Annotated in this window: 17 protein-coding genes and 1 tRNA gene; 14 read left to right on the forward strand and 4 right to left on the reverse strand. The window is 40.1% G+C overall.

From position 1 onward, the window contains the following. The first annotated feature begins 21 nt into the window (after positions 1-21). The 6 genes from ASL19_RS01025 to ASL19_RS01050 all read left to right on the forward strand — a co-directional run bounded on the left by ASL19_RS01025 (position 22) and on the right by ASL19_RS01050 (position 4,921). The gene (locus ASL19_RS01025) at positions 22-1,779 is read left to right on the forward strand and encodes an N-acetylmuramoyl-L-alanine amidase (RefSeq protein WP_057176939.1); all 1,758 of its coding nucleotides are present in this window, start codon (positions 22-24) and stop codon (positions 1,777-1,779) included. Positions 1,780-1,844: 65 nt separating this feature from the next. Continuing rightward, positions 1,845-2,717, forward strand: coding sequence for an aldose epimerase (locus ASL19_RS01030; RefSeq protein WP_057176940.1), 873 nt, complete (start codon positions 1,845-1,847; stop codon positions 2,715-2,717). 58 nt (positions 2,718-2,775) lie between these two features. Further along, positions 2,776-2,847 (forward strand) — tRNA-Lys (locus ASL19_RS01035). 44 nt (positions 2,848-2,891) lie between these two features. Then, positions 2,892-3,452, forward strand: coding sequence for a photosystem II reaction center PsbP (psbP, locus tag ASL19_RS01040; RefSeq protein ID WP_006276144.1), 561 nt, complete (start codon positions 2,892-2,894; stop codon positions 3,450-3,452). A gap of 106 nt (positions 3,453-3,558) precedes the next feature. Next, a complete protein-coding gene (locus tag ASL19_RS01045) occupies positions 3,559-4,152 on the forward strand; it encodes a nucleoside triphosphate pyrophosphatase (protein ID WP_057176941.1) in 594 nt (197 codons plus the stop codon). A gap of 40 nt (positions 4,153-4,192) precedes the next feature. Next, complete coding sequence (locus ASL19_RS01050) at positions 4,193-4,921, forward strand: phycocyanobilin:ferredoxin oxidoreductase (RefSeq protein ID WP_006276142.1); 729 nt, start codon at positions 4,193-4,195, stop codon at positions 4,919-4,921. Here the strand turns inward: ASL19_RS01050 and pdxA are convergent. Further along, complete coding sequence (gene pdxA, locus ASL19_RS01055) at positions 4,904-5,971, reverse strand: 4-hydroxythreonine-4-phosphate dehydrogenase PdxA (protein ID WP_057176942.1); 1,068 nt, start codon at positions 5,969-5,971, stop codon at positions 4,904-4,906. The two genes, ASL19_RS01050 and pdxA, sit on opposite strands and share 18 nt — an antisense overlap. Before the next feature lie 314 nt (positions 5,972-6,285). Here pdxA and ASL19_RS01060 point away from each other — a divergent pair, with 314 nt between their 5' ends. Genes ASL19_RS01060 through ASL19_RS01070 form a run of 3 tightly spaced genes read left to right on the forward strand, consistent with a single transcriptional unit; the run spans position 6,286 to position 9,657 of the window. Continuing rightward, complete coding sequence (locus ASL19_RS01060; protein ID WP_006276140.1) at positions 6,286-7,722, forward strand: HlyD family efflux transporter periplasmic adaptor subunit; 1,437 nt, start codon at positions 6,286-6,288, stop codon at positions 7,720-7,722. Positions 7,723-7,759: 37 nt separating this feature from the next. Next, entirely contained in the window at positions 7,760-8,914 is a 1,155-nt protein-coding gene (gene devC / locus ASL19_RS01065; RefSeq protein WP_057176943.1) for an ABC transporter permease DevC, read from the forward strand. Positions 8,915-8,955: 41 nt separating this feature from the next. Further along, the gene (locus tag ASL19_RS01070; RefSeq protein WP_057176944.1) at positions 8,956-9,657 is read left to right on the forward strand and encodes a DevA family ABC transporter ATP-binding protein; all 702 of its coding nucleotides are present in this window, start codon (positions 8,956-8,958) and stop codon (positions 9,655-9,657) included. Here the strand turns inward: ASL19_RS01070 and ASL19_RS01075 are convergent. Both ASL19_RS01075 and ASL19_RS01080 read right to left on the reverse strand, forming a co-directional pair. After that, positions 9,625-10,692: a hypothetical protein gene (locus tag ASL19_RS01075; protein WP_057176945.1), complete on the reverse strand. Its 1,068-nt coding sequence runs from the start codon at positions 10,690-10,692 to the stop codon at positions 9,625-9,627. The genes ASL19_RS01070 and ASL19_RS01075 overlap by 33 nt on opposite strands. Positions 10,693-10,731: 39 nt before the next feature. Beyond that, positions 10,732-11,064, reverse strand: a complete 333-nt coding sequence (locus tag ASL19_RS01080) for a DUF565 domain-containing protein (protein ID WP_057176946.1) — start codon at positions 11,062-11,064, stop codon at positions 10,732-10,734. Between the two features lie 81 nt (positions 11,065-11,145). Between ASL19_RS01080 and ASL19_RS01085 the strand changes: the two genes are divergently transcribed. After that, a complete protein-coding gene (locus ASL19_RS01085; protein WP_006276135.1) occupies positions 11,146-11,703 on the forward strand; it encodes a hypothetical protein in 558 nt (185 codons plus the stop codon). A 44-nt stretch (positions 11,704-11,747) separates the two neighbouring features. Next, positions 11,748-13,577: a glycosyltransferase family 39 protein gene (locus ASL19_RS01090; RefSeq protein ID WP_057176947.1), complete on the forward strand. Its 1,830-nt coding sequence runs from the start codon at positions 11,748-11,750 to the stop codon at positions 13,575-13,577. Here ASL19_RS01090 and ASL19_RS01095 read toward each other — a convergent pair. Further along, positions 13,556-16,762, reverse strand: coding sequence for an ATP-binding protein (locus ASL19_RS01095; protein ID WP_057176948.1), 3,207 nt, complete (start codon positions 16,760-16,762; stop codon positions 13,556-13,558). The two genes, ASL19_RS01090 and ASL19_RS01095, sit on opposite strands and share 22 nt — an antisense overlap. 434 nt (positions 16,763-17,196) lie before the next feature. Between ASL19_RS01095 and ASL19_RS16430 the strand changes: the two genes are divergently transcribed. Genes ASL19_RS16430 through kaiC form a run of 3 tightly spaced genes read left to right on the forward strand, consistent with a single transcriptional unit; the run spans position 17,197 to position 19,623 of the window. Beyond that, positions 17,197-17,679, forward strand: coding sequence for a circadian clock protein KaiA (locus ASL19_RS16430; protein ID WP_235528893.1), 483 nt, complete (start codon positions 17,197-17,199; stop codon positions 17,677-17,679). Further along, positions 17,679-18,023 (forward strand): circadian clock protein KaiB, encoded by a 345-nt coding sequence (kaiB, locus tag ASL19_RS01105; RefSeq protein ID WP_006276131.1) that lies wholly within the window; start codon positions 17,679-17,681, stop codon positions 18,021-18,023. Before ASL19_RS16430 ends, kaiB begins: the two co-directional genes overlap by 1 nt. A gap of 46 nt (positions 18,024-18,069) precedes the next feature. Further along, the gene (kaiC, locus tag ASL19_RS01110) at positions 18,070-19,623 is read left to right on the forward strand and encodes a circadian clock protein KaiC (protein WP_006276130.1); all 1,554 of its coding nucleotides are present in this window, start codon (positions 18,070-18,072) and stop codon (positions 19,621-19,623) included. The last annotated feature ends 91 nt before the right edge of the window (positions 19,624-19,714 follow it).

Genomic DNA, 19,714 nt, shown 5'->3' on the forward strand with positions numbered 1-19,714 from the left:
AATAAATCTTGTGTGTTTGCCGTGAAAAAGGTCATAGGAATAATAATATTCGGTTGTTTGCTTACCTCCTCTGTTACTGTGGCTCAGAACTCACTTCTAGTAGTTTTTCCACCGAAAAATCACCAAACCAGTACAGAAAAAATATTTTTTATCGGTACAGCACCACCCCAAGGGGAGGTAGTAATTAATGGTCGGAAGGTTAAACGCAGTCAATCTGGACATTTTTCTCCTAGCTTCCCCCTGCAATTAGGAGAAAACCTGTTCAAAATCCGTTACCAAAATCAGGAGCAGGAGATTAGGGTGACCAGGGTTTCCACCCAACCACAACTACCAACAGGTTTAGGTTTTGCTCGGGATTCTCTCCAACCTGGAGTTGATCTAGCTAGACTCCCAGGAGAACTAATTTGTTTTAGCGCCATTGCACCTCCTCAAGCTACTGTGTTTGTCAAGTTAGGGGAGCAGATGGTTTCTTTGAAACCACAACCGTTACAGGCTAATTTACCCGCCAATTCCAGCGTGCTAACCGGAAGAAACCAACCCACTGGCTATATTCCTAACAAATACCAGGGTTGTACAACAGTCACCAGTGTTGCTGATTTAGGACAACCCCAATTTAGTTTGACATTAAATAATCAAACCATATCTCAAACTGCTCCTGGCAAAATTCAGATTCTTCATCCTGCTCAGTTATCTGTTGCAGAAGTCACATCAGAATCATGCGTAACTCGCACGGGTCCGAGTACGGATTATTCTCGAATGACTCCCTTACCCAAGGGTACAAGAGTAATGATTACAGGTCAGGAAGGTGATTGGTTCAGATTAGATTATGGGGTTTGGGTTAATAGGAAGGAAATCCAAATTATACCCGGAGCAGCACCGCTAAAAACTATTATTCGCAGTGTGGGATATAGTCAATTGCCCAAAATGACCGAGATACGATTTCCCCTACAAGTACCTGTACCCCTGAAAGTTCAACAAGGCGATCGCACTTTTACTCTTACTCTTTACAACACTACTGCTCAGACTGATACTATTCGACTAGACGATGATCCTTTAATTTCTCGTCTGGATTGGCAACAGGTCACACCAGATCAGGTAAATTACACTTTTAACCTTAAAAAGTTGCAACAGTGGGGATATAAGTTAAGATATGAGAATAGTACTTTAGTTTTAACTTTACGTCACCAACCAACTATTGCTTTAGCAAGACGGTTACCATTATCAGGTATAAAAATAGTAATAGATCCTGGTCACGGTGGTAAAGAGTCCGGTGCTATTGGTCCCACAGGATATGCGGAAAAAGATGTAAACCTACTAGTCTCTAAACTACTGCGAGATGAATTGGTCAAGCGCGGTGCTGTTGTAGTTATGACCAGAGAAGATGATCGAGAAGTATCTTTAGTAGAAAGACAAGAGATCATCAGTAGGGAAGAACCCGCGATCGCCTTGTCCATACATTATAATTCCTTACCTGATAATGGTGATGCAGAAAACACTAGAGGTTTTGGTAGCTTTTGGTATCATCCCCAATCGCACAGTTTAGCAGTGTTCTTGCATAATTATGTTGTCAGTCAACTCAAACAACCATCCTATGGGGTATTTTGGAATAATCTAGCTTTAACTCGTCCTAGTCATGCACCAGCGGTTCTATTAGAATTAGGTTTTATGAGCAACCCTCAAGACTTTGAGGAGATAGTCAACCCCCAGACACAGAAAAAGATGGCGAAAACCCTAGCGGAGGGTGTAACTAAGTGGTTGAAATCACAAGAGAAAAAGTAGAATTTCCAGATGTCATCAAGTTACCATAATTGCTATAATGATGGTAGTCTTTCAACCACTCAATTATGGGATTTACAATCACCGAAACACAAAAACAGTACAAGACCTATTCCCTCTCGGACAGTGATGCTGATTCCCATCTGGAGGTAGTCCCAGAAAGAGGTGGTATTGTGACCCAATGGTCATTAAAGGATCGCGAAATTTTCTACTTGGACAAAGAAAGATTTACCCATCCTGACCTCAGTGTGCGAGGTGGGTTACCAATTTTATTTCCCCTTTGTGGTAATCTACCCGATAACACTTACAGCCACAACGGGAAACAATATACACTCAAGCAACATGGTTTCGCCCGGGAATTACCCTGGGAAGTAACCAGTAATGCTACAGAAAATGGAGCAAGTCTTAGTTTAGTCCTAAACAGTAGCGATGCAACCCGTACCGTCTACCCCTTTGACTTTCGAGTAACTTTTACTTATACGCTAAGAGCCAATTCTTTGACGGTTGATCAAGTTTATCACAATCTCTCAGATGAGACAATGCCTTTTTCAACTGGATTTCATCCCTACTTTCAGTGTGGAAATAAATCTCTGCTAGAGTTTGACATTCCCTCTGGACAATATCTGGATCAAAAAACCAAGCAAATTTACTCCTTTGCGGGCAAATTTGACCTTGAACAGGAGGAACTGGATTTTGCCTTTGGGGATTTGCGCAGTCAATCAGCCAAGGTCAAAGATCACGACCGTAAATTAGAATTAAGCCTCGAATATGATCCAACCTATGTGGTGCTGGTCTTCTGGACCGTGCGGGGTAAAGACTTTTATTGTCTAGAACCCTGGACTGCTGGACGTAACTCCCTCAACACCGGGGAAAATCTTACCCTTTTGGCTCCCCACACTAGCAAAACCACTTCTATAAAATTGACCGCAAATTTTCTCTAACAAGTCCTTGACAGAGTGACGAGAGGTTGGTATATTGAAAAAGTTGCAAAAAACGAAAGGGTCACTAACTCAACGGTAGAGTACTCGGCTTTTAACCGATTAGTTCCGGGTTCGAATCCCGGGTGACCCATACAGTTGTACAATTTGGTTGTCCCAGTTATTTACCATACAAAAATGTGGCAAAAAATTAAAAAAATAAAATTCATCCTGGTTCTTACTTTGGCTATTACTTTCATCACTATTTACCCTGATATGGCCATAGCTGCTGGATTTAGGAGTTTTGTGGACACGGAGGATGGTTATCAATTTTCCTATCCTAATGGTTGGTTACAAGTGAAAGTGGCTAACGGTCCTGATGTGGTGTTTCATGATTTAATAGAAGTCTCTGAAAATGTATCCGTGGTCATTAGTCCCGTTCCTCAAGGTAAGAGTTTAACAGAACTGGGAACCCCAACAGAAGTAGGATATAAACTGGGTAAATCTGCTCTTGCTCCCGAAGGTTCTGGACGTTCAGCAGAATTAGTCAATGTGGCACAAAAGGAAATTAATGGTAATAATTACTACTTTCTAGAGTATGCTGTTAAACTGGGCAATGGTCAATCAAGACACAATGTAGCCAGTGTGGCGGTTAGCCGTGGTAAATTGTTTACATTTAATGCTTCCGTACCAGAAAGACGTTGGCGAAAATTACAACGAACCATTGATGAGGTTGTCAGTTCTTTTCAGGTGTATTAGTGGATTAGCAAATGTCCCGGGTCAGGAGTGTGATCCGCCTAAGAACACAACTCCTGAAATTAACTGGTGAAGTATTGAAATTATAAATTAAATCATGAACTGAATCATGAACATTCCCGAATTTGTGCTTGCGTCTGCTTCTCCTGCTCGTCATCGCTTACTACAAACCGTGGGGATTGAACCAATCATTTATCCCAGTGATTTTGATGAGTCACAAGTACAACTGAGTAACCCGCAGGAATTAGTCAATAAACTGGCTCAATGTAAAGCTGAAACTGTTTCCCCGCGTTTTCCTGCTGCTTTGATCATGGGGTGCGATTCCGTATTAGCTATGGATAATCAGATTTACGGTAAACCAGAAAATGTGGAGGTAGCGATATCTCGTTGGCGCTTAATGCAGGGGAATTGGGGTGATTTGTATACGGGTCACGTGTTAATGGATAACCTACAGAAAAAGACCATTATTAAGTGTCAAATAACTAGAGTTTATTTTGCGACAATGACTGACCATGCTATTATCAACTATGTGAGAACCGGTGAGCCACTAAAATGTGCTGGTGGTTTTGCTTTAGAAGGTTTTGGCAGTTTATTTGTAGAAAAAATTATGGGTTGCCATAGTAATGTAATTGGACTAAGTTTACCCTTACTAAGGCAAATGTTAGGGGAACTGGGTTATGAGGTAACAGATTTTTGGCAATAGGATATACTAATAAAAAAATAAAAACAAGATACAGAACAATATGTCCTCTCAACCTTCTCTACGGGAAAAACAACATCCTTTAATTCAGCAACTAGCTAATACAATCGAAGAAGTTTGGCATGAACACCTCCAGTTATCACCCTATGAGTTACCTGAGGATTTGGGGTATGTGGAAGGTAGATTAGAAGGGGAAAAACTGGTAATTGAAAATCGCTGTTACCAGACTGTTCACTTCCGCAAAATGCACTTAGAACTAGCGAGAGTTGGCAATATCTTAGATATCTTACACTGTGTGATGTTCCCTCGCAAGGAGTATGATATACCCATGTTTGGTTGTGATTTAGTGGGAGGTAGGGGTCAAATTAGTGCAGCTATAGCAGATCTTTCTCCTGTAAATTTGGAGAGAACCCTACCGGAAAATTATCATCATCAATTAGGCAATTTAACCCCAGTTAATTTTTCCCAACCCCGGGATTTACCTGAATGGGGGAATATATTTTCAGATTTCTGTCTGTTTATTCGTCCTAGCTCTTTAGAGGAAGAATTGTTGTTTTTAAATAGAGTGAGAGAGTTTTTAAAAATCCATTGCAGTCAAGCAATTATCTCCGTTCCCGTCCCAGCAGAAAAGATTCCCTCAATTATTGCGGGACAACATAACTATTGTACAAAACAACAACAAAATGATAAGACTCGACGGGTCTTAGAAAAAGCTTTTGGTGAACAGTGGGCGGAAAACTACATGACTACTGTATTATTCGATTTGCCTTAAAGATCCCAGTCTTTGATTTACTAACTCTATAGCTAATTCTATAGCTGCTTGCATACTGCTTCCATCAGCAATACCTTTACCAACAATATCAAAAGCGGTTCCATGATCTGGTGAAGTTCTGACAAATGGTAACCCGATAGTGGTATTAACAGCTCGGTCAAAAGCCATTAATTTAACTGGAATTAAACCCTGATCATGATAAAGAGCTAAGTAGCCATCAGCAGGATTTGTAACTAAAGAATGACCGTACCAGGCCTGACCGGGTTTTACCCACATTGTGTCCGGTGGTATTGGTCCTTCCAATTGTAAATGTGGTCGTTTTTCCCTTTCTCTTTGTAACCAGGGAATCAACCAGTCTATTTCTTCTGTCCCTAACTGTCCCATTTCTCCACTGTGGGGATTTAAACCCGCAACCACTATTTTACCTGTTTTAATCCCAAAGTCTGTTGCTAAACACTCCTCGAGTAAATCTAACTTTCCCGTTAATAACTCTGGTGTTAGGGTTTGACATACTTGGTTTATGGGAATGTGGGTGGTAGCTAATAATGTTCTTAAAGTCCAACCAGTAAAGGGCGATCGCCCGACAAATAGCATACCAAAACGGTCTATACCTGATCTTTGAGCCAGAAGTTCGGTTTGTCCGGGATAATGGTGCCCAGCTGCTTTCCAAGCGGATTTAGCAATAGGAGCGGTAACAATCCCATCAAATTCACCTGCTAAAGTTTGAGCGATCGCCCGTTCCATATAAGCAAAACTAGCTGCACCACTAGCTTGATTACCCACTCCAGGGATAATGTCTGTGAGACTGGGTAGATCCAGGTTAATAATATCCAATTGACGGGGATTGGGTAAAAGTGGGTCAGTCTTTTCTGTCAGAGAGGTTAAATTTTCATAGGTCCTGGTCAGTAAATCACGATTGCCAACCACTACTAAATGGCAGTTTTTATGGAGTTGGGGATTGGCCAGAGCTTTTAAAATCACCTCGGAACCGATACCAGCTGGATCACCCTGAGTGATTGCTAAACGGGGAATGGAATGGGTTTTAGTCATTGTTCAAACCAGTTATGAAACCAGTTATTGTTGATATGGTAATTGTAAGCCAGATTACGTTTTTAAATAAATAAAAAATGTAGACTTTATTTAAATAATTTATTTAACCTTTATTTGATGGAGCGTAAAACCATAAGGAGTGAAAAATGGCATGAAAAAAATTTAAGTTATTGGAGGAACAGTTTTTAAATACATTTGAAAAAATATGGCACAGTTAAAGGCAAATTTCGGAAGATTTGTCACAAATCTACATTTGAGAATTTAGGCCACTCTTATTTGCACAAATCATAACTTAAACAAAAAGGCAAGATAGCATGTCAAGAGTGAGCGAAAAGCCAAAGTTAACAGAACAAATTCTGGAATCACCAATTTGGTTAAAAATTGCTCTGGCAATGCCAGTAGCTATTGCAGCTGGATTTTTAGCAACAGCAAGAATCGAACAATTAAAAAAACTAGCATCTCCCACATCTATCTCCCAAACGCCCAATACAATTACTGCTGTAGGTAGACTAGAACCACGGGGAGAAGTAATCAAAATAGCTGCACCTAACTCAGGACTTTCTGCAGGTTCTCGAGTTCAGGAACTGTTGGTAAAAGAGGGAGAAAAAGTACAAAAAGGACAGATAATTGCAATTTTAGATAGTCGAGATTCTAACATGGCCGCTGTGGAAGAAGCAAGAGCCAAATTACAGGAGTCTCGCGCTAATTTAGCGCAGGTCAAATCCTCCTCACCAAGAGATATTCAAACCCAGAACGCGGTGATTTATAGGTTGCAAGCACAATTACAGGGAGAAGAAAAAACCCAACAAGCTACCATTGCTAGAATTGCTGCTGAATTGAGTGGGCAAAAACTTGTCCAATCTGCAACGGTTAAAAGATTAGAAGCAGAATTGATTGGACAAAGGGATATACTGAGAGCTTCTGTTGAGCGTGTACGTGCAGAACAGCGTAATGCTCAAGTTGATGCTGGACGCTATGATTTTTTATATAAACAAGGTGCTATTTCTCAACAAGAAAGGGATAGAAGAAGTGTCAATGCTATAACTACTACCCAGCAGTTACGGGAGAGTCAAGCTAGTTTAAAACAGGGAATAGCAACATTACAGCAGCAAATATCTGAAGCTAGAGCTAACCAAATGAGAACTATTGCTACTTTACAACAGCAATTATTGGAGGCTATTGCTACCCGTAATCAAACCTTGTCCACATTACAAAGACAAATTGACGAAGAAAGGTCTAGATTAAACAAACTACTAGATGTTAGTCCTATGGATTTACAAATCGCACGGGCTCAAGTTAGTAGTGCCATTGCCTTAATTAAAAAAGCACAATCAGATTTACAACTGAGTTATGTAAAAGCACCAACTAGGGGAGAAATTCTCAAGATCCATACCAAATCAGGAGAGGTAATGAATCTTAATGGGATTGCGGAAATTGGACAAACTGATCAAATGTTTGTGGTGGCTGAAATTCCGGAGGATAGTATCGGTAGGGTTAGTATGGGACAGCTGGTTACTGTCACTAGTGATAATGGTGCATTTAGTGGGCAAATTCCAGGAAATATCACGGAAATTGGCAGAAAAATCGGTAAAAAGGATGTGTTAAATACAGATCCAGCAGCGGATATTGATGCTAGGGTGGTGGAAGTGAAAATTTCTCTTTCTCCTCAAGATAGTCAACGAGTTTCTGGGTTAACTAATGCCAAGGTAATGGTGGAAATTAATACGGATCAATCCAGTCGAAAAAAATAGAGTAGTCATTCTACCAATCACTTCATCATTTTTCACAATGTTACAGAAAATACCTCTATCTTGGCTACAACTAACAAGAGAAAAAACTCGCCTAGCTGTGGCTTTATCAGGTATTGCTTTTGCTGATATTTTGATGTTTATGCAGTTAGGTTTTCGAGATGCATTATATTATAGTAATGTGAGAATGCACAGCAGTTTAAAGGGTGATATTGTGATTATTAACAATCAATCTAATGCTGTGTTGGCCATGAAACCTTTTTCCTCGCGACGGCTATATAAGGCTTTAGATGCACCCAGTGTTTCGTCTGTTCATCCTATCTATTTAGATTATACTAGCTGGAAAAATCCAGTTACTGGTCGTTCCCGCAGTATTCTGACTTTTGGATTTAATCCAGAATATAATGTTTTTGATTTACCAGGAGTCTCTAACAATATTGATAAATTAAAACTTCCTGATGTGGTATTATTTGACCGTTCTTCCAGAGTAGAATATGGTCCAATTGCTAGTGATTTCGACCAGGGTAAAACTGTTACAGCAGAGATTAAAAGACGACGGGTTCAAGTAGTGGGATTATTTACTTTGGGTGCATCCTTTGGAGCAGATGGTAATTTAATTACTAGTGATGTGAATTTCTTGAGGATATTTCGTAATCGTCAACTGGGATTAATTGATATTGGGTTAGTCCGCATTAAACCAGGAGCAGATGTTAATCAAGTTGCCACCTATTTGCGAGGCTATTTACCACCAGATGTGAATGTTTTAACTAAGCAGGAATTTATAGATTTTGAAAGAAACTATTGGGCAACTAGTACTGCTATCGGGTTTATTTTTACTTTGGGGACAATCATGGGATTTATTGTGGGAACTGTGATTGTTTATCAAATTCTTTATACGGAGGTAACAGATCATCTATCAGAATATGCCACTCTTAAAGCTATAGGTTACACCCAAAACTATCTATTAAGTGTGATTTTACAAGAGGCTTTCATGTTGGCAATTTTAGGCTATGTCCCTGGCTTTTTTTCCGTTCTATTCCTTTACCAGGTCGCTAAAAATGCCACACTTTTACCAGTAATGATGAGCTACGGTCGAGCAATCATGGTATTGATATTAACTATTATTATGTGTTTTATTTCCGGAGCTATTGCCATTAGAAAGTTACGCTCGGCCGATCCAGCAGATATTTTTTAAAAACTCTCCACAACATCACTCATTAATATTAGGAGTCATATATGAATTATAAGAAACCAGTAATCTCTGTTAAAAATCTTAACCACTACTATGGTAAGGGAATCCTCAAAAGGCAAATTCTCTTTGATATCAATCTGGATGTATATTCGGGAGAAATTGTCATTATGACTGGTCCTTCAGGTTCAGGTAAAACTACTTTATTAAGTCTCATTGGTGGTTTACGCTCGGTTCAAGAGGGTAGTCTCAAGTTTTTGGGCAAGGAATTATTGGCAGCTCGTCAAGATCAATTGGTACAAATTAGACGCAATATCGGGTACATTTTTCAAGCACACAATTTATTGGGTTTCTTAACTGCTAGACAAAATGTGCAAATGGCAGTGGAATTAAATGACAATATTTCTCCACTCCAGGCTATGAAAAAATCAACTACCATGCTGGAAGCAGTTGGTCTGGGTTCACGAATTAACTATTATCCCGATAATTTATCGGGGGGGCAAAAACAAAGAATTGCTATCGCCCGTGCTTTAGTCAATCATCCCCCCCTCGTTTTGGCTGATGAACCTACAGCGGCGCTAGATAAACAGTCCGGACGTGATGTGGTAGAAATTATGCAGCGCTTGGCTAAGGAACAAGGTACTGCTATTCTACTGGTTACCCATGATAATCGCATCCTCGATATAGCTGATCGCATTCTAGAAATGGAAGATGGTTTATTGACCCGCGACTCCTCCACCATAACTTAATGAATGATCCTCCTTAACTTCTATTACCAAATCTACTGGCAATGATTTTGGGGGTGATTTTATTAAGAGCTCCATAAATAATTCTGGATGTAATGATCGCCAAAAATACTTGACAAATTCTTCTATTTGTGCATCATTCATACCTGAAAAACCCGCAGCAATCATTTTATGTTCTGCTTCTTTACGCCACTTTAAAGAAAATCTGTAATCAGTTGGTTTAACTATTATTAAACTATCTATTTTTTCCCACAGGGGTACATAAGCTCCTAACTGCTGGTTCCTAGAACGGGCAAAAGCCTGATCTTCTGGGGTGATAATCGGTGCTGGTGCATTAGTAAATGTTTCTGGGTCTATGGGTAACACCCCCACAAACCAACCTTCAAATAACACTATATCAACTTGATCTATTATTTCTGGGGTAGTGCGATCGCCTATTCCACAAAGGGCGGATTTATCAAAACGGGGAACTGTCACGGGAAACTTGTTTTGGAGAATCTGATCCAGTAGGCTTAAACCTAGGTGAATATCGTGGGTTCCTGGTGGACCTCGCCAAATCAATCGGGGGTCTTGCTCTCTTAACTTCACGCGATCGCTGTGAGTTTTATATAAATCATCCAATGATAGACTTAAACTAGAGTATCCCAAGTGTCGGAGAACCAGGTTGAGGATCTGGCACATTGTGGTTTTACCCGTGCCCTGGGGACCTAAAATCCCCTGAATCATAGGCCTCCCTAAACTTTTTCTGCTCGAGGCAATTTTTACCCCCAGGGGTAGCCATAAGTCCCATAATGCCTGTAACATGGTTTGGGTGGGTATTTGCAGGTTATTTTCGCACAGTTGCTTAAAATCCGGAAAAACACACCTAAGAAGAGATAATCGCTCTTCCACAACCTGGTTTACATTCTCAGGGGTAATGCCAAATAGCTTTGCCCCAGCTTCCCATGTCCTAACTTCTTGTGCTAAAACTTGCCAATGTTCCCTTTCACCCGCAAGTAAACTTGCCAGTGAGACTTGACTGAGCCAACTGTTGCTCATAACTGACACTCACGAACTTACTCAAAACAACTTTCTACCCTAGGAACCTAATTTGAAGGCCTCTAAAAACAGACTATATATTAAACCAATCTTGAGCCAATTGAGGGATTCGACCCAAATGGCTCGTTGGGAAAAAAACCCACGACTATAGAACAATCTGCTGGCAACTTCCGTCAGTAAAACCAAGACAGCAGCGGCCCATATATCCAGTTGAGCTTGTTGTCCTGCGGTGGTGGAAACTACTGATCCCAAAAAAAAACCAAATAGCCAACTAATCAACAACAGACATAATCGTCGCCAAGGGTTCATGAACCATTGTGCCACATTTGTGGCAATGGTATCTAACAAATTGTTAAGACGAGTATTCTGCATATAGATTGGGGGATGAATGAAATGGGACAAGAGTTAATTATCTAATGTCTAACTGCTATTCGCAAACTATTGCTGAAAACTATGATTATCAAATCCCCCGCACATCTTAAATTCACAGTTATAACTTTTACATTAATTATGCTAGGGCTACTGGGGGGATGTTTAGGACTGACTGTGTCCTTTGATTCCCAACCCTCCGATAGTATATCGCAAGCACCAGAGAAATCACCACTTTTGGAAAATGATACAGCTACACCAAGTCCCCAGTTCCAGCAGGTTGAACCTAAGACAATTAGTGACCGAACACTGGAAAAGAGCAAATTTGGCAATTTACGCATCAGTAATAAGACATATCAACCAATTCGTTTAGCCTTGTTGTTACGACATTCCCCATCCTCTCCTTCAGGGAAAAAAGGTTTAATTCCTGCTCATTGGGACTTTGCTCCCCAAGAAGGTAGTCAGGGAGGTTTAATACTGTCCTTACCAGATGGTAGTTTGAAGTTGGAAAAAGGGGATATTTTGGTAGCTTTTGCTCAAGATGGCTCACGACGTTATTGGGGACCGTATATTGTGGGGGAAACCTCTGATCCATTATGGGATCCCAAAACTGGAGAATGGCAATTAACACTTGTCCCTTAATTAACTCAATTCATTTTTAGTTTGTATTTGCGGGTCGTGACTTTATGAGGCTAAAATCAATTAATTTATCTCCTATAAGATACTGGTTTCAAAACGTGGGCGATAATTCCATATTGATAACAATTTTTACCCTAATCTGGTTGTTAGGAATTAATTTTATTGCGTTTATATGGAACCTGGGAAGTGTGGGACTAATAGATGAAACTGAGCCATTGTTTGCTGAAGCATCCCGACAAATGTTGATCACTGGAGATTGGATCACACCTTTTTTCGATGGTCAAACACGGTTTGATAAGCCAGCTTTAATTTATTGGTTCCAGGCGATCGCTTATAAGATTATGGGTGTCAATGAATGGGCAGTACGCATACCCTCAGCTTTAGCTGCTATTAGTGTCACGGTTATGGCTTTTTATGTGGTAAAGTGGCACTTGACCGAAAAAGACCGATTAGACCAAACAACGAACCTCCCTCGTCGTTATTTTATAGCCACCCTGACATCGGGTATGATAGCTCTCAACCCAGAAATGATTGTTTGGGGAAGGGTAGGGGTTTCAGATATGCTACTCACTGGTGGTATTGCTTGTTCTTTACTCAGTTTTTTTGTGGGTTATGCCCAGAATTCTCCCCCCTCCCGCTGGCCTAATCCATGGTATGTCACCAGTTATGTTTTGATGGGTGCAGCGGTTCTCACCAAAGGACCTGTGGGTATAGTTCTCCCTGGATTTATTCTCATTGCCTTTGCTTTATATCTAGGCAAGTTTAAACAACTATGGCAAGAAGCTCAACCAGTCCTTGGCATATTCATTGTTGTAATCATTAATGCCCCTTGGTATGTTTTAGTAACTTGGCGCAATGGATGGAACTTCATTAATACCTTCTTTGGCTATCACAACATAGAACGTTTCACAGAAGTGGTGAACGGTCATTCAGCTCCTTGGTATTTTTATTTCCTGGTGGTGTTATTTGGTTTTCTACCCTACTCTGTATTTCTCCCAGCAGCTTTAATCAAATTCATGGGGTGGAAATTTTGGCAGAACTCCTGGCGCTCTTACATAATATCACAAGAACGTTCTCAACACTTGGGTTTGTTTGCCTGTTTTTGGTTCCTGGGTGTATTTATCTTCTTCACCATTGCTACCACAAAACTTCCTAGTTATGTATTACCCCTTATGCCAGCTGCAGGTATTCTTATAGGTTTGTTTAGTAGCGATTTATTTACTCATAAACCAACTGATAAATCTTTTCGTCTCAGCAGTTGGGCAAATGTGGCTTTTTCGTTAACCATTGCGATCGCTTTACTTCATGTTTTACAACTTTTGGGTACAGATTCAGCTGCTCCTGAATTTTATCAACAACTGCAACATTCAGGTTTGACTAACCTGGGGGGGTGGATTTGGTTGATTGCGGCTATTGCGGTTGCCTGTTTAAACTTAATTCGTAGTTATAGAATAGTTCTTCCCACCAATATTCTGGCATTTGTAATATTCCTAGCACTTGTGCTTATGCCCGCATTATTTATGATGGATGAACAACGTCAAGCTCCTTTGAGACAATTATCTGCACTTGCTGTATCTGAAATAAAACCCCATGAGGAATTAGTCATGGTAGGTTTTCAAAAACCAACCGTAAGTTTTTATTCCCGAAAAGCAGTCACCTACCTTGAGGATGCACAGGAAGCGTTGGATTACATTCGCACCCAAAGTGTCACTACTAAAAATTCACATTCCTTACTGCTTTTATTGGAACACCAAGAATTCATGACCATGAGTTTACCACTAGAAAATTATAAACCTATGGGTAAAAAAGGTGCTTACCATCTAATTCGTGTACCTTTACCACCCATAAAAAAGAGTCATTCTCTTTCTAAGGCTTGATTAATTTCACCTAATAAGTCTTCCATGGAAATAGAACGAGGTAATAGCTGAGTAGCAACACCCTGATTAACCTTGCCCAACCTTCCCAATAAATTCACATTAATATCACTCGTCCTTTTATCAAGCACTAAAATTGGAGGTAACTTCACCTGCAAATTTGCAAGGGAATTTAATACATTTTCTATTTCCTGAGTTGCTGTAGCTTCCCCAATACAGAGTAATATCAAATCAACACTCTGATGAATGATTTGTTGCACTAACTCCCGCCAACAGTTACCTATCCCCGCCTTAAAACCAGCAGTTTGTAAATATTGAATCAGTGCTTGAAACCATTCTCCACCCACTTGAACCTTACTTGTAGAGTTTTGCTTTGCCACCAATTTCTGTGACTGCATCATATGCTTTAAAGAATATTGGGGAGAGTCTGATCTCTGAATGTTACTTACTCTACTATGAGCGTGTTTACTGTTCACATCGGGTAAATCACTTAACATGGTTATATCCACTACTAATATATTTGGAGGACAACCAATACCAGAGGCAATTTCCAATACGGATACTAAATGATCTAAATTATGACCATGTATCGTTTCTTTGCCCATAGGTGTCAAGCAAGGAAAGACTCCCAACCCAGGTATTTGAGATGCTGCTAGGGTAGTAGCTGCATCACAGGTAACTAGAGGTATTTTGGCCAATCTGGGATATTGAGGTAACTGCTGTAAATACTTCTGCGCATTGACATTATCAGTATCTAACAAAATCACATCAAACTGCCATACCCTGGCCAAAATTTCCGCCTGTTCTAAATCATCCACTTCTATTACCCGATGCTCTGTTAAAGAGGGATGGGGATTGGATTCCAGTTCTGCACTAACTAGTCTAAGGATTTTTAAGGTTTTTTGTGTGGGTAAGGGTTCCTCCGACGGAGAATCTATCTTCTCTGATTTTGCTACCATACACCATCTTTCTACTATGGGAACCATAGCCGAATATTCCACTGGTAAGCTCAAAAAATCATCCGCTCTATTTAAGTAAGCCTGTTCTTTTTCTGCACCTGTAGCCGTAATAATTACGGGAATGTGTCGAGTCGCACTGTCTGATTTTAGCAGAGTTAGCACGTCCCAACCAGAAAGTAGAGGTAGTAGAGGATTTAAAAATATAGTCTTCGGTTGTAATCGTCTTGCTTTTTCCAGCGCTTCAGTTCCAGAACGAGCAATTACTACCCGATATCCCAAACTTTTCAGGTGTTGGGTAATTTCCTCTATATATCTACTGACTGCTTCCACAATCAAAATTAAACGCTGGGAAGATATTAATTGAGGTGTTTCCCCATTTCCCCCCGATGTGTCTGTAAAACTTGTTTTTGGCGGGGAGGGTGGCAATAACAAGGTAAATTGACTACCTTTACCTTCACGAGATAAAAAACTTACATCTCCTCCGTGTAACCGCGCCAATGCCCGGGTGAGGACTAATCCTAACCCAGTACCCTCAAACTGGCGATTTAGAGGGTTTTCTAACTGTTGGAATTTTTGGAAGATTAAATGTTGTTGGTGGTCAGGAATACCAATTCCCGTATCCCATACTGTAAAAGCAATCCATCCTTCCCATCTATTTACTCGCAGTCCCACTTTCCCAAAACTTTCGGTGAATTTGAAGGCATTGCCCAGCAAATGCACTAACATCTGTCTTAACCTTAGTTCATCCGCCACTATTTCTTTTAGTCCTGGTTCAATGCTCAAGCTAAATTCATGACTGGGCAATGATTCACCCTTTCTTCCTGTTTGATTATGTACCGATCTGGCTTCTACCAAAGCGCGATCGCACACTTCCTGAATTCGTACTGGTGATGGTGTGAGTTCCATCTGTCCAGTTTCCATGCGTGTCAAATCTAAAATATCATTCACCACACTCATCAAATGACGACCACTTTGATGAATGAGTCCTGCATAGCGAGCTTGTCTTTCGTTTAATTCTCCTAAATTCTTATCCACTAAAAGTCTTGACAAACCCAAAACTGCTGTTAGGGGAGTTTTCAACTCATGGCTAATACAAGCTAGGAATTCATCTTTTAACCGGTTAAGTTGAATTAAATCCGCATTTTTAGCAGCTAATTCCTTAAAAAGTTGTTGTTGTTCGGTTACATCTGTGGCCAAGACTAACCATAGGTCCTTGGTTAAAAGTTGTGAATTTTCCTTTGTTAATGTCAATTGTGATTCCGGACCCCAGATTTTCAGTTCTCGACTATCTAGGGGGATTTTAGCAAACTGCCAAATTCGTTCCTGGCCATTTTGCACCTCTACCACACAGATACAAGTACCCTGTTGAGAGTCTAGATAGCAGTAATTGGGGGAATCATTGGCTTTACTGTAGGATTCCTCTATTGTGTTTAAATCTGGTTGATAATCTTGTGTATGTTTTAAATTAAGTTTATTTATCTCTAAAGGTTTTTCTATAGAGAAACTAGATTTTACATATTCACTGATACGGGTGTGATTATGAATAGGTTGTGGAACTTGCATTTTAACTGCTGTTAAAATGCTTTCCACCTGCATTCTAATCCCTTCAGGATCCTTCAAAACTCCCAATTGTTCCCACCAAGCAGGATTTTTAGTTAGGATCTCACCGTTTCCGGTTTGCAACATCAAGGGCCAAGGTAATCGCTCTAACAATTGAACAAAAGGATTTCTTTGCCAGGGGCGAGTTGTTTTCCTCTGAATATCATCAGTTTTCTGGGGAGGATTGTCTTCCTTAATAACCTTACTATGACTAGTAAAAAAAGCTAATAGGCGTTTACTGTCAAGTAAACCCAAGAACTTCCCATCTGAGTCAACTAAGGCCCAGTCTAAACTTGAGTTCTTTTGATGTTTTGGATACCGTAACAACAGGCCCAGTTTATTTAGGGAATTGGATGCTACAATAGTCTCTAGTGGGGAAATAAGATTAGAATGGCAGATAGAGATAGGTTGTTCCAGATTTAAAAGTGTTTTTTCACCAGTGGTCAACAATTTACCCATTAATTTAGTGGTAGACAACATTCCCAGGGGAGAATGTTGGGAATTGAGCACCACTAGACGGTCACACTGCTCCTTGGCAAAAATTTCCATAACTACTGCTAGAGTAGTTGTTTCGGAGCAGGTAGGTACAGTTGCCAGAAAATCATAAAGTGGGCATTCTAGCATTAACATAAGCCTTGGGGGTCTTTTTTGCTGTAGTTAGTATCCACAGGCACTTTGACCGGGTCACTGACTGCCAACACACTAATGTCATAGGAACTGCGTCAGCAACGGTCATGGCTAAAACAATTATTACTCCAAATATTGGTTTTAGAACCTTGAGGAATTATAATGATTAATATTGAGACAATACTTCAATTTTGTTTATTTATCTTATCAGTGTGGTAATCTAATGACTATGAGCTGGCGATTTCATTTGGGAGAAAAGTGCGGCTATGGTTATCTCCATATTAACCAAATATACAAGCAAACCAACATAAATGATATTAGTTATATTATTCCTATATCCTGCACTGGAAAAACTCCTCTATAGTTTAGTTACACACTATGATAATCTAATCAACACTCTTATAAATCTAACACCGGGTTCATTTATAAGCGTATCCATGAGTAATGTCTCTATAAATAATAGATCAGGCATATCAGGATTAGAACTACCTGGAACTTACTTATTAAATTATACTAAAGAAAAAAGATACCTAGGTCTTGATTACAAAGAAGGTTACACACTTGTTCTGGCTTGTGAAAACTCACACACAAATCAACAGTTTCAAGACATGACCGATGGAGAAAGACAGGAGCTATTAAAAAAGCTAAAGTTGGATTACGGGAGGATTTTGCTCAACTATTTTAGTGTGGACCAGAATTTAAAAACAACAATTGACCAGTTTATCAGTACCCTATTTTGTGCTAATATTCCTGTGCCTCAGGTTATAGAAATTCACATGGAGCTGATTGACGAATTTTCTAAACAGCTAAAATTAGAGGGGAGGAGTGATGAAACCTTACTAGACTATAGACTAACACTCATAGATGTACTAGCCAATTTGTGTGAGGTTTATCGATGTTCAACTTCTAGGATAACCTGATGAATAAAACCAAAAAGACTTATGTATTAAAGCTATATGTAGCTGGTAACACGCCCAACTCTGTGAGAGCATTAAGCACATTAAAAAACATATTAGAGAAAGAATTTGAAGGAGTCTATGCTTTAAAAGTGATAGACGTTCTCAAGAGTCCACAATTAGCAGAGGAAGATAAAATTCTAGCCACACCCACACTGTCAAAGATTTTACCACCGCCGGTGCGCAAGATCATTGGAGATCTGTCTGATCGGGAGAGGGTGTTAATAGGTCTAGACTTACTCTATGAAGAGCTGAGCGAGGAGGAGTGGGATAACATAGATGATCACAAAATTGAGGAAATAAACTAGTCCGTATGGGACAATTAACCATTTAAGATCAAGTATACAATTGGCAATGAGCGACCAGGAGAAACAAGAACAAAAAGAACAGCCAACCCCTACCAGCGCTGGAGTAGAGAAAATTCGCACTATGATAGAGGGGTTTGATGATATTAGCCATGGTGGGTTACCAATTGGCAGAACCACTCTGTTAAGCGGTACTTCTGGAACCGGAAAGACCCTATTATCATTACAATTTCTCTATAATGGCATTACCCACTTTGATGAACCGGGAGTATTTGTTACCTTTGAGGAGTCTCCCAGTGACATTATCAAAAACGCCCACATTTTTGGCTGGAACCTGCAGAAACTGATTGAACAGGGAAAACTGTTTATTCTGGATGCTTCCCCAGATCCTGAAGGACAGGACATAGTGGGGAACTTCGACCTTTCAGCTTTGATTGAACGATTACAGTATGCCATTCGTAAATACAAAGCTAACCGGGTTTCTATAGACTCAATCACCGCCGTATTTCAACAGTATGAAGCCATAGGGGTAGTAAGAAGAGAAATATTTCGGTTAGTAGCCCGTCTAAAACAGCTGAATGTCACCACAATTATTACTACAGAAAGGGGTGAAGAATATGGACCAGTAGCTTCCTTTGGGGTGGAAGAATTTGTGTCTGATAACGTAGTGATTGTTCGTAACGTTTTGGAGGGAGAACGCCGCCGACGGACCATTGAGATTCTCAAACTGCGCGGTACAACCCACATGAAAGGTGAATATCCCTTTACGATTACCAATGCGGGGGTGAATATATTCCCCTTGGGAGCAATGCGGTTAACACAAAGATCTTCTAACGTTCGGGTTTCTTCAGGGGTTAATACCCTAGATGAAATGTGTGGGGGAGGTTTCTTCAAAGACTCAATTATTTTAGCTACTGGGGCTACTGGTACTGGAAAAACCCTCCTGGTAAGTAAATTTATCCAGGATGGCTGTGTTAGCGGTGAAAGAGCCATACTATTTGCCTATGAAGAGTCTCGAGCCCAACTGTCGCGTAACGCTTATTCTTGGGGGATTGACTTTGAAGAGTTGGAACGCCAGGGTTTATTAAAAATAATTTGTACCTACCCCGAATCTACCGGTTTAGAGGATCACTTACAAATTATTAAATCAGAGATTGCCGACTTCAAGCCAGCTCGTATTGCTATTGACTCTCTTTCAGCCTTAGCTAGGGGTGTAAGTAATAATGCCTTCCGCCAATTTGTCATTGGTGTAACTGGCTATGCTAAACAAGAAGAAATCACCGGTTTCTTCACTAATACCAGTGACCAGTTTATGGGATCTCACTCGATCACCGATTCTCACATTTCTACTATTACCGACACAATTATTATGTTACAATATGTAGAAATCCATGGGGAAATGTCCCGGGCAATAAATGTATTTAAAATGCGTGGTTCTTGGCATGATAAGGGAATTAGAGAATACAACATTACAGCAGATGGACCCAATATTAAAGATTCCTTTAGGAATTACGAGAGAATCGTCAGTGGGGCACCTACCCGAGTTAGTATAGATGAGAAAGCAGAACTTTCTCGCATTGTTAAACGGTTCGAAGATAAATAAACTGTGAAATGCCAAAATGAAGTTATGTTTGGTATAGTAGCATGTTATTTGTTTCCTTGGTTATGATGCTATATTCTGTGGGAAGACAACT

The organism is Cylindrospermopsis sp. CR12, assembly GCF_001432185.1.
Taxonomy (GTDB): Bacteria; Cyanobacteriota; Cyanobacteriia; order Cyanobacteriales; family Nostocaceae; genus Raphidiopsis; species Raphidiopsis raciborskii.

What these genes read in the sequence shown, in the direction of transcription:
- ASL19_RS01030 (WP_057176940.1), top strand. Translation starts at nt 1,845, where the DNA reads ATGGGATTTACAATCACCGAAACACAAAAACAGTACAAGACCTATTCC.
- psbP (WP_006276144.1), top strand. Translation starts at nt 2,892, where the DNA reads ATGTGGCAAAAAATTAAAAAAATAAAATTCATCCTGGTTCTTACTTTG.
- ASL19_RS01045 (WP_057176941.1), top strand. Translation starts at nt 3,559, where the DNA reads ATGAACATTCCCGAATTTGTGCTTGCGTCTGCTTCTCCTGCTCGTCAT.
- ASL19_RS01050 (WP_006276142.1), top strand. Translation starts at nt 4,193, where the DNA reads ATGTCCTCTCAACCTTCTCTACGGGAAAAACAACATCCTTTAATTCAG.
- pdxA (WP_057176942.1), bottom strand. Translation starts at nt 5,971, where the DNA reads ATGACTAAAACCCATTCCATTCCCCGTTTAGCAATCACTCAGGGTGAT.
- ASL19_RS01060 (WP_006276140.1), top strand. Translation starts at nt 6,286, where the DNA reads ATGTCAAGAGTGAGCGAAAAGCCAAAGTTAACAGAACAAATTCTGGAA.
- devC (WP_057176943.1), top strand. Translation starts at nt 7,760, where the DNA reads ATGTTACAGAAAATACCTCTATCTTGGCTACAACTAACAAGAGAAAAA.
- ASL19_RS01070 (WP_057176944.1), top strand. Translation starts at nt 8,956, where the DNA reads ATGAATTATAAGAAACCAGTAATCTCTGTTAAAAATCTTAACCACTAC.
- ASL19_RS01075 (WP_057176945.1), bottom strand. Translation starts at nt 10,692, where the DNA reads ATGAGCAACAGTTGGCTCAGTCAAGTCTCACTGGCAAGTTTACTTGCG.
- ASL19_RS01080 (WP_057176946.1), bottom strand. Translation starts at nt 11,064, where the DNA reads ATGCAGAATACTCGTCTTAACAATTTGTTAGATACCATTGCCACAAAT.
- ASL19_RS01085 (WP_006276135.1), top strand. Translation starts at nt 11,146, where the DNA reads ATGATTATCAAATCCCCCGCACATCTTAAATTCACAGTTATAACTTTT.
- ASL19_RS01090 (WP_057176947.1), top strand. Translation starts at nt 11,748, where the DNA reads ATGAGGCTAAAATCAATTAATTTATCTCCTATAAGATACTGGTTTCAA.
- ASL19_RS01095 (WP_057176948.1), bottom strand. Translation starts at nt 16,762, where the DNA reads ATGTTAATGCTAGAATGCCCACTTTATGATTTTCTGGCAACTGTACCT.
- ASL19_RS16430 (WP_235528893.1), top strand. Translation starts at nt 17,197, where the DNA reads ATGAGTAATGTCTCTATAAATAATAGATCAGGCATATCAGGATTAGAA.
- kaiB (WP_006276131.1), top strand. Translation starts at nt 17,679, where the DNA reads ATGAATAAAACCAAAAAGACTTATGTATTAAAGCTATATGTAGCTGGT.
- kaiC (WP_006276130.1), top strand. Translation starts at nt 18,070, where the DNA reads ATGAGCGACCAGGAGAAACAAGAACAAAAAGAACAGCCAACCCCTACC.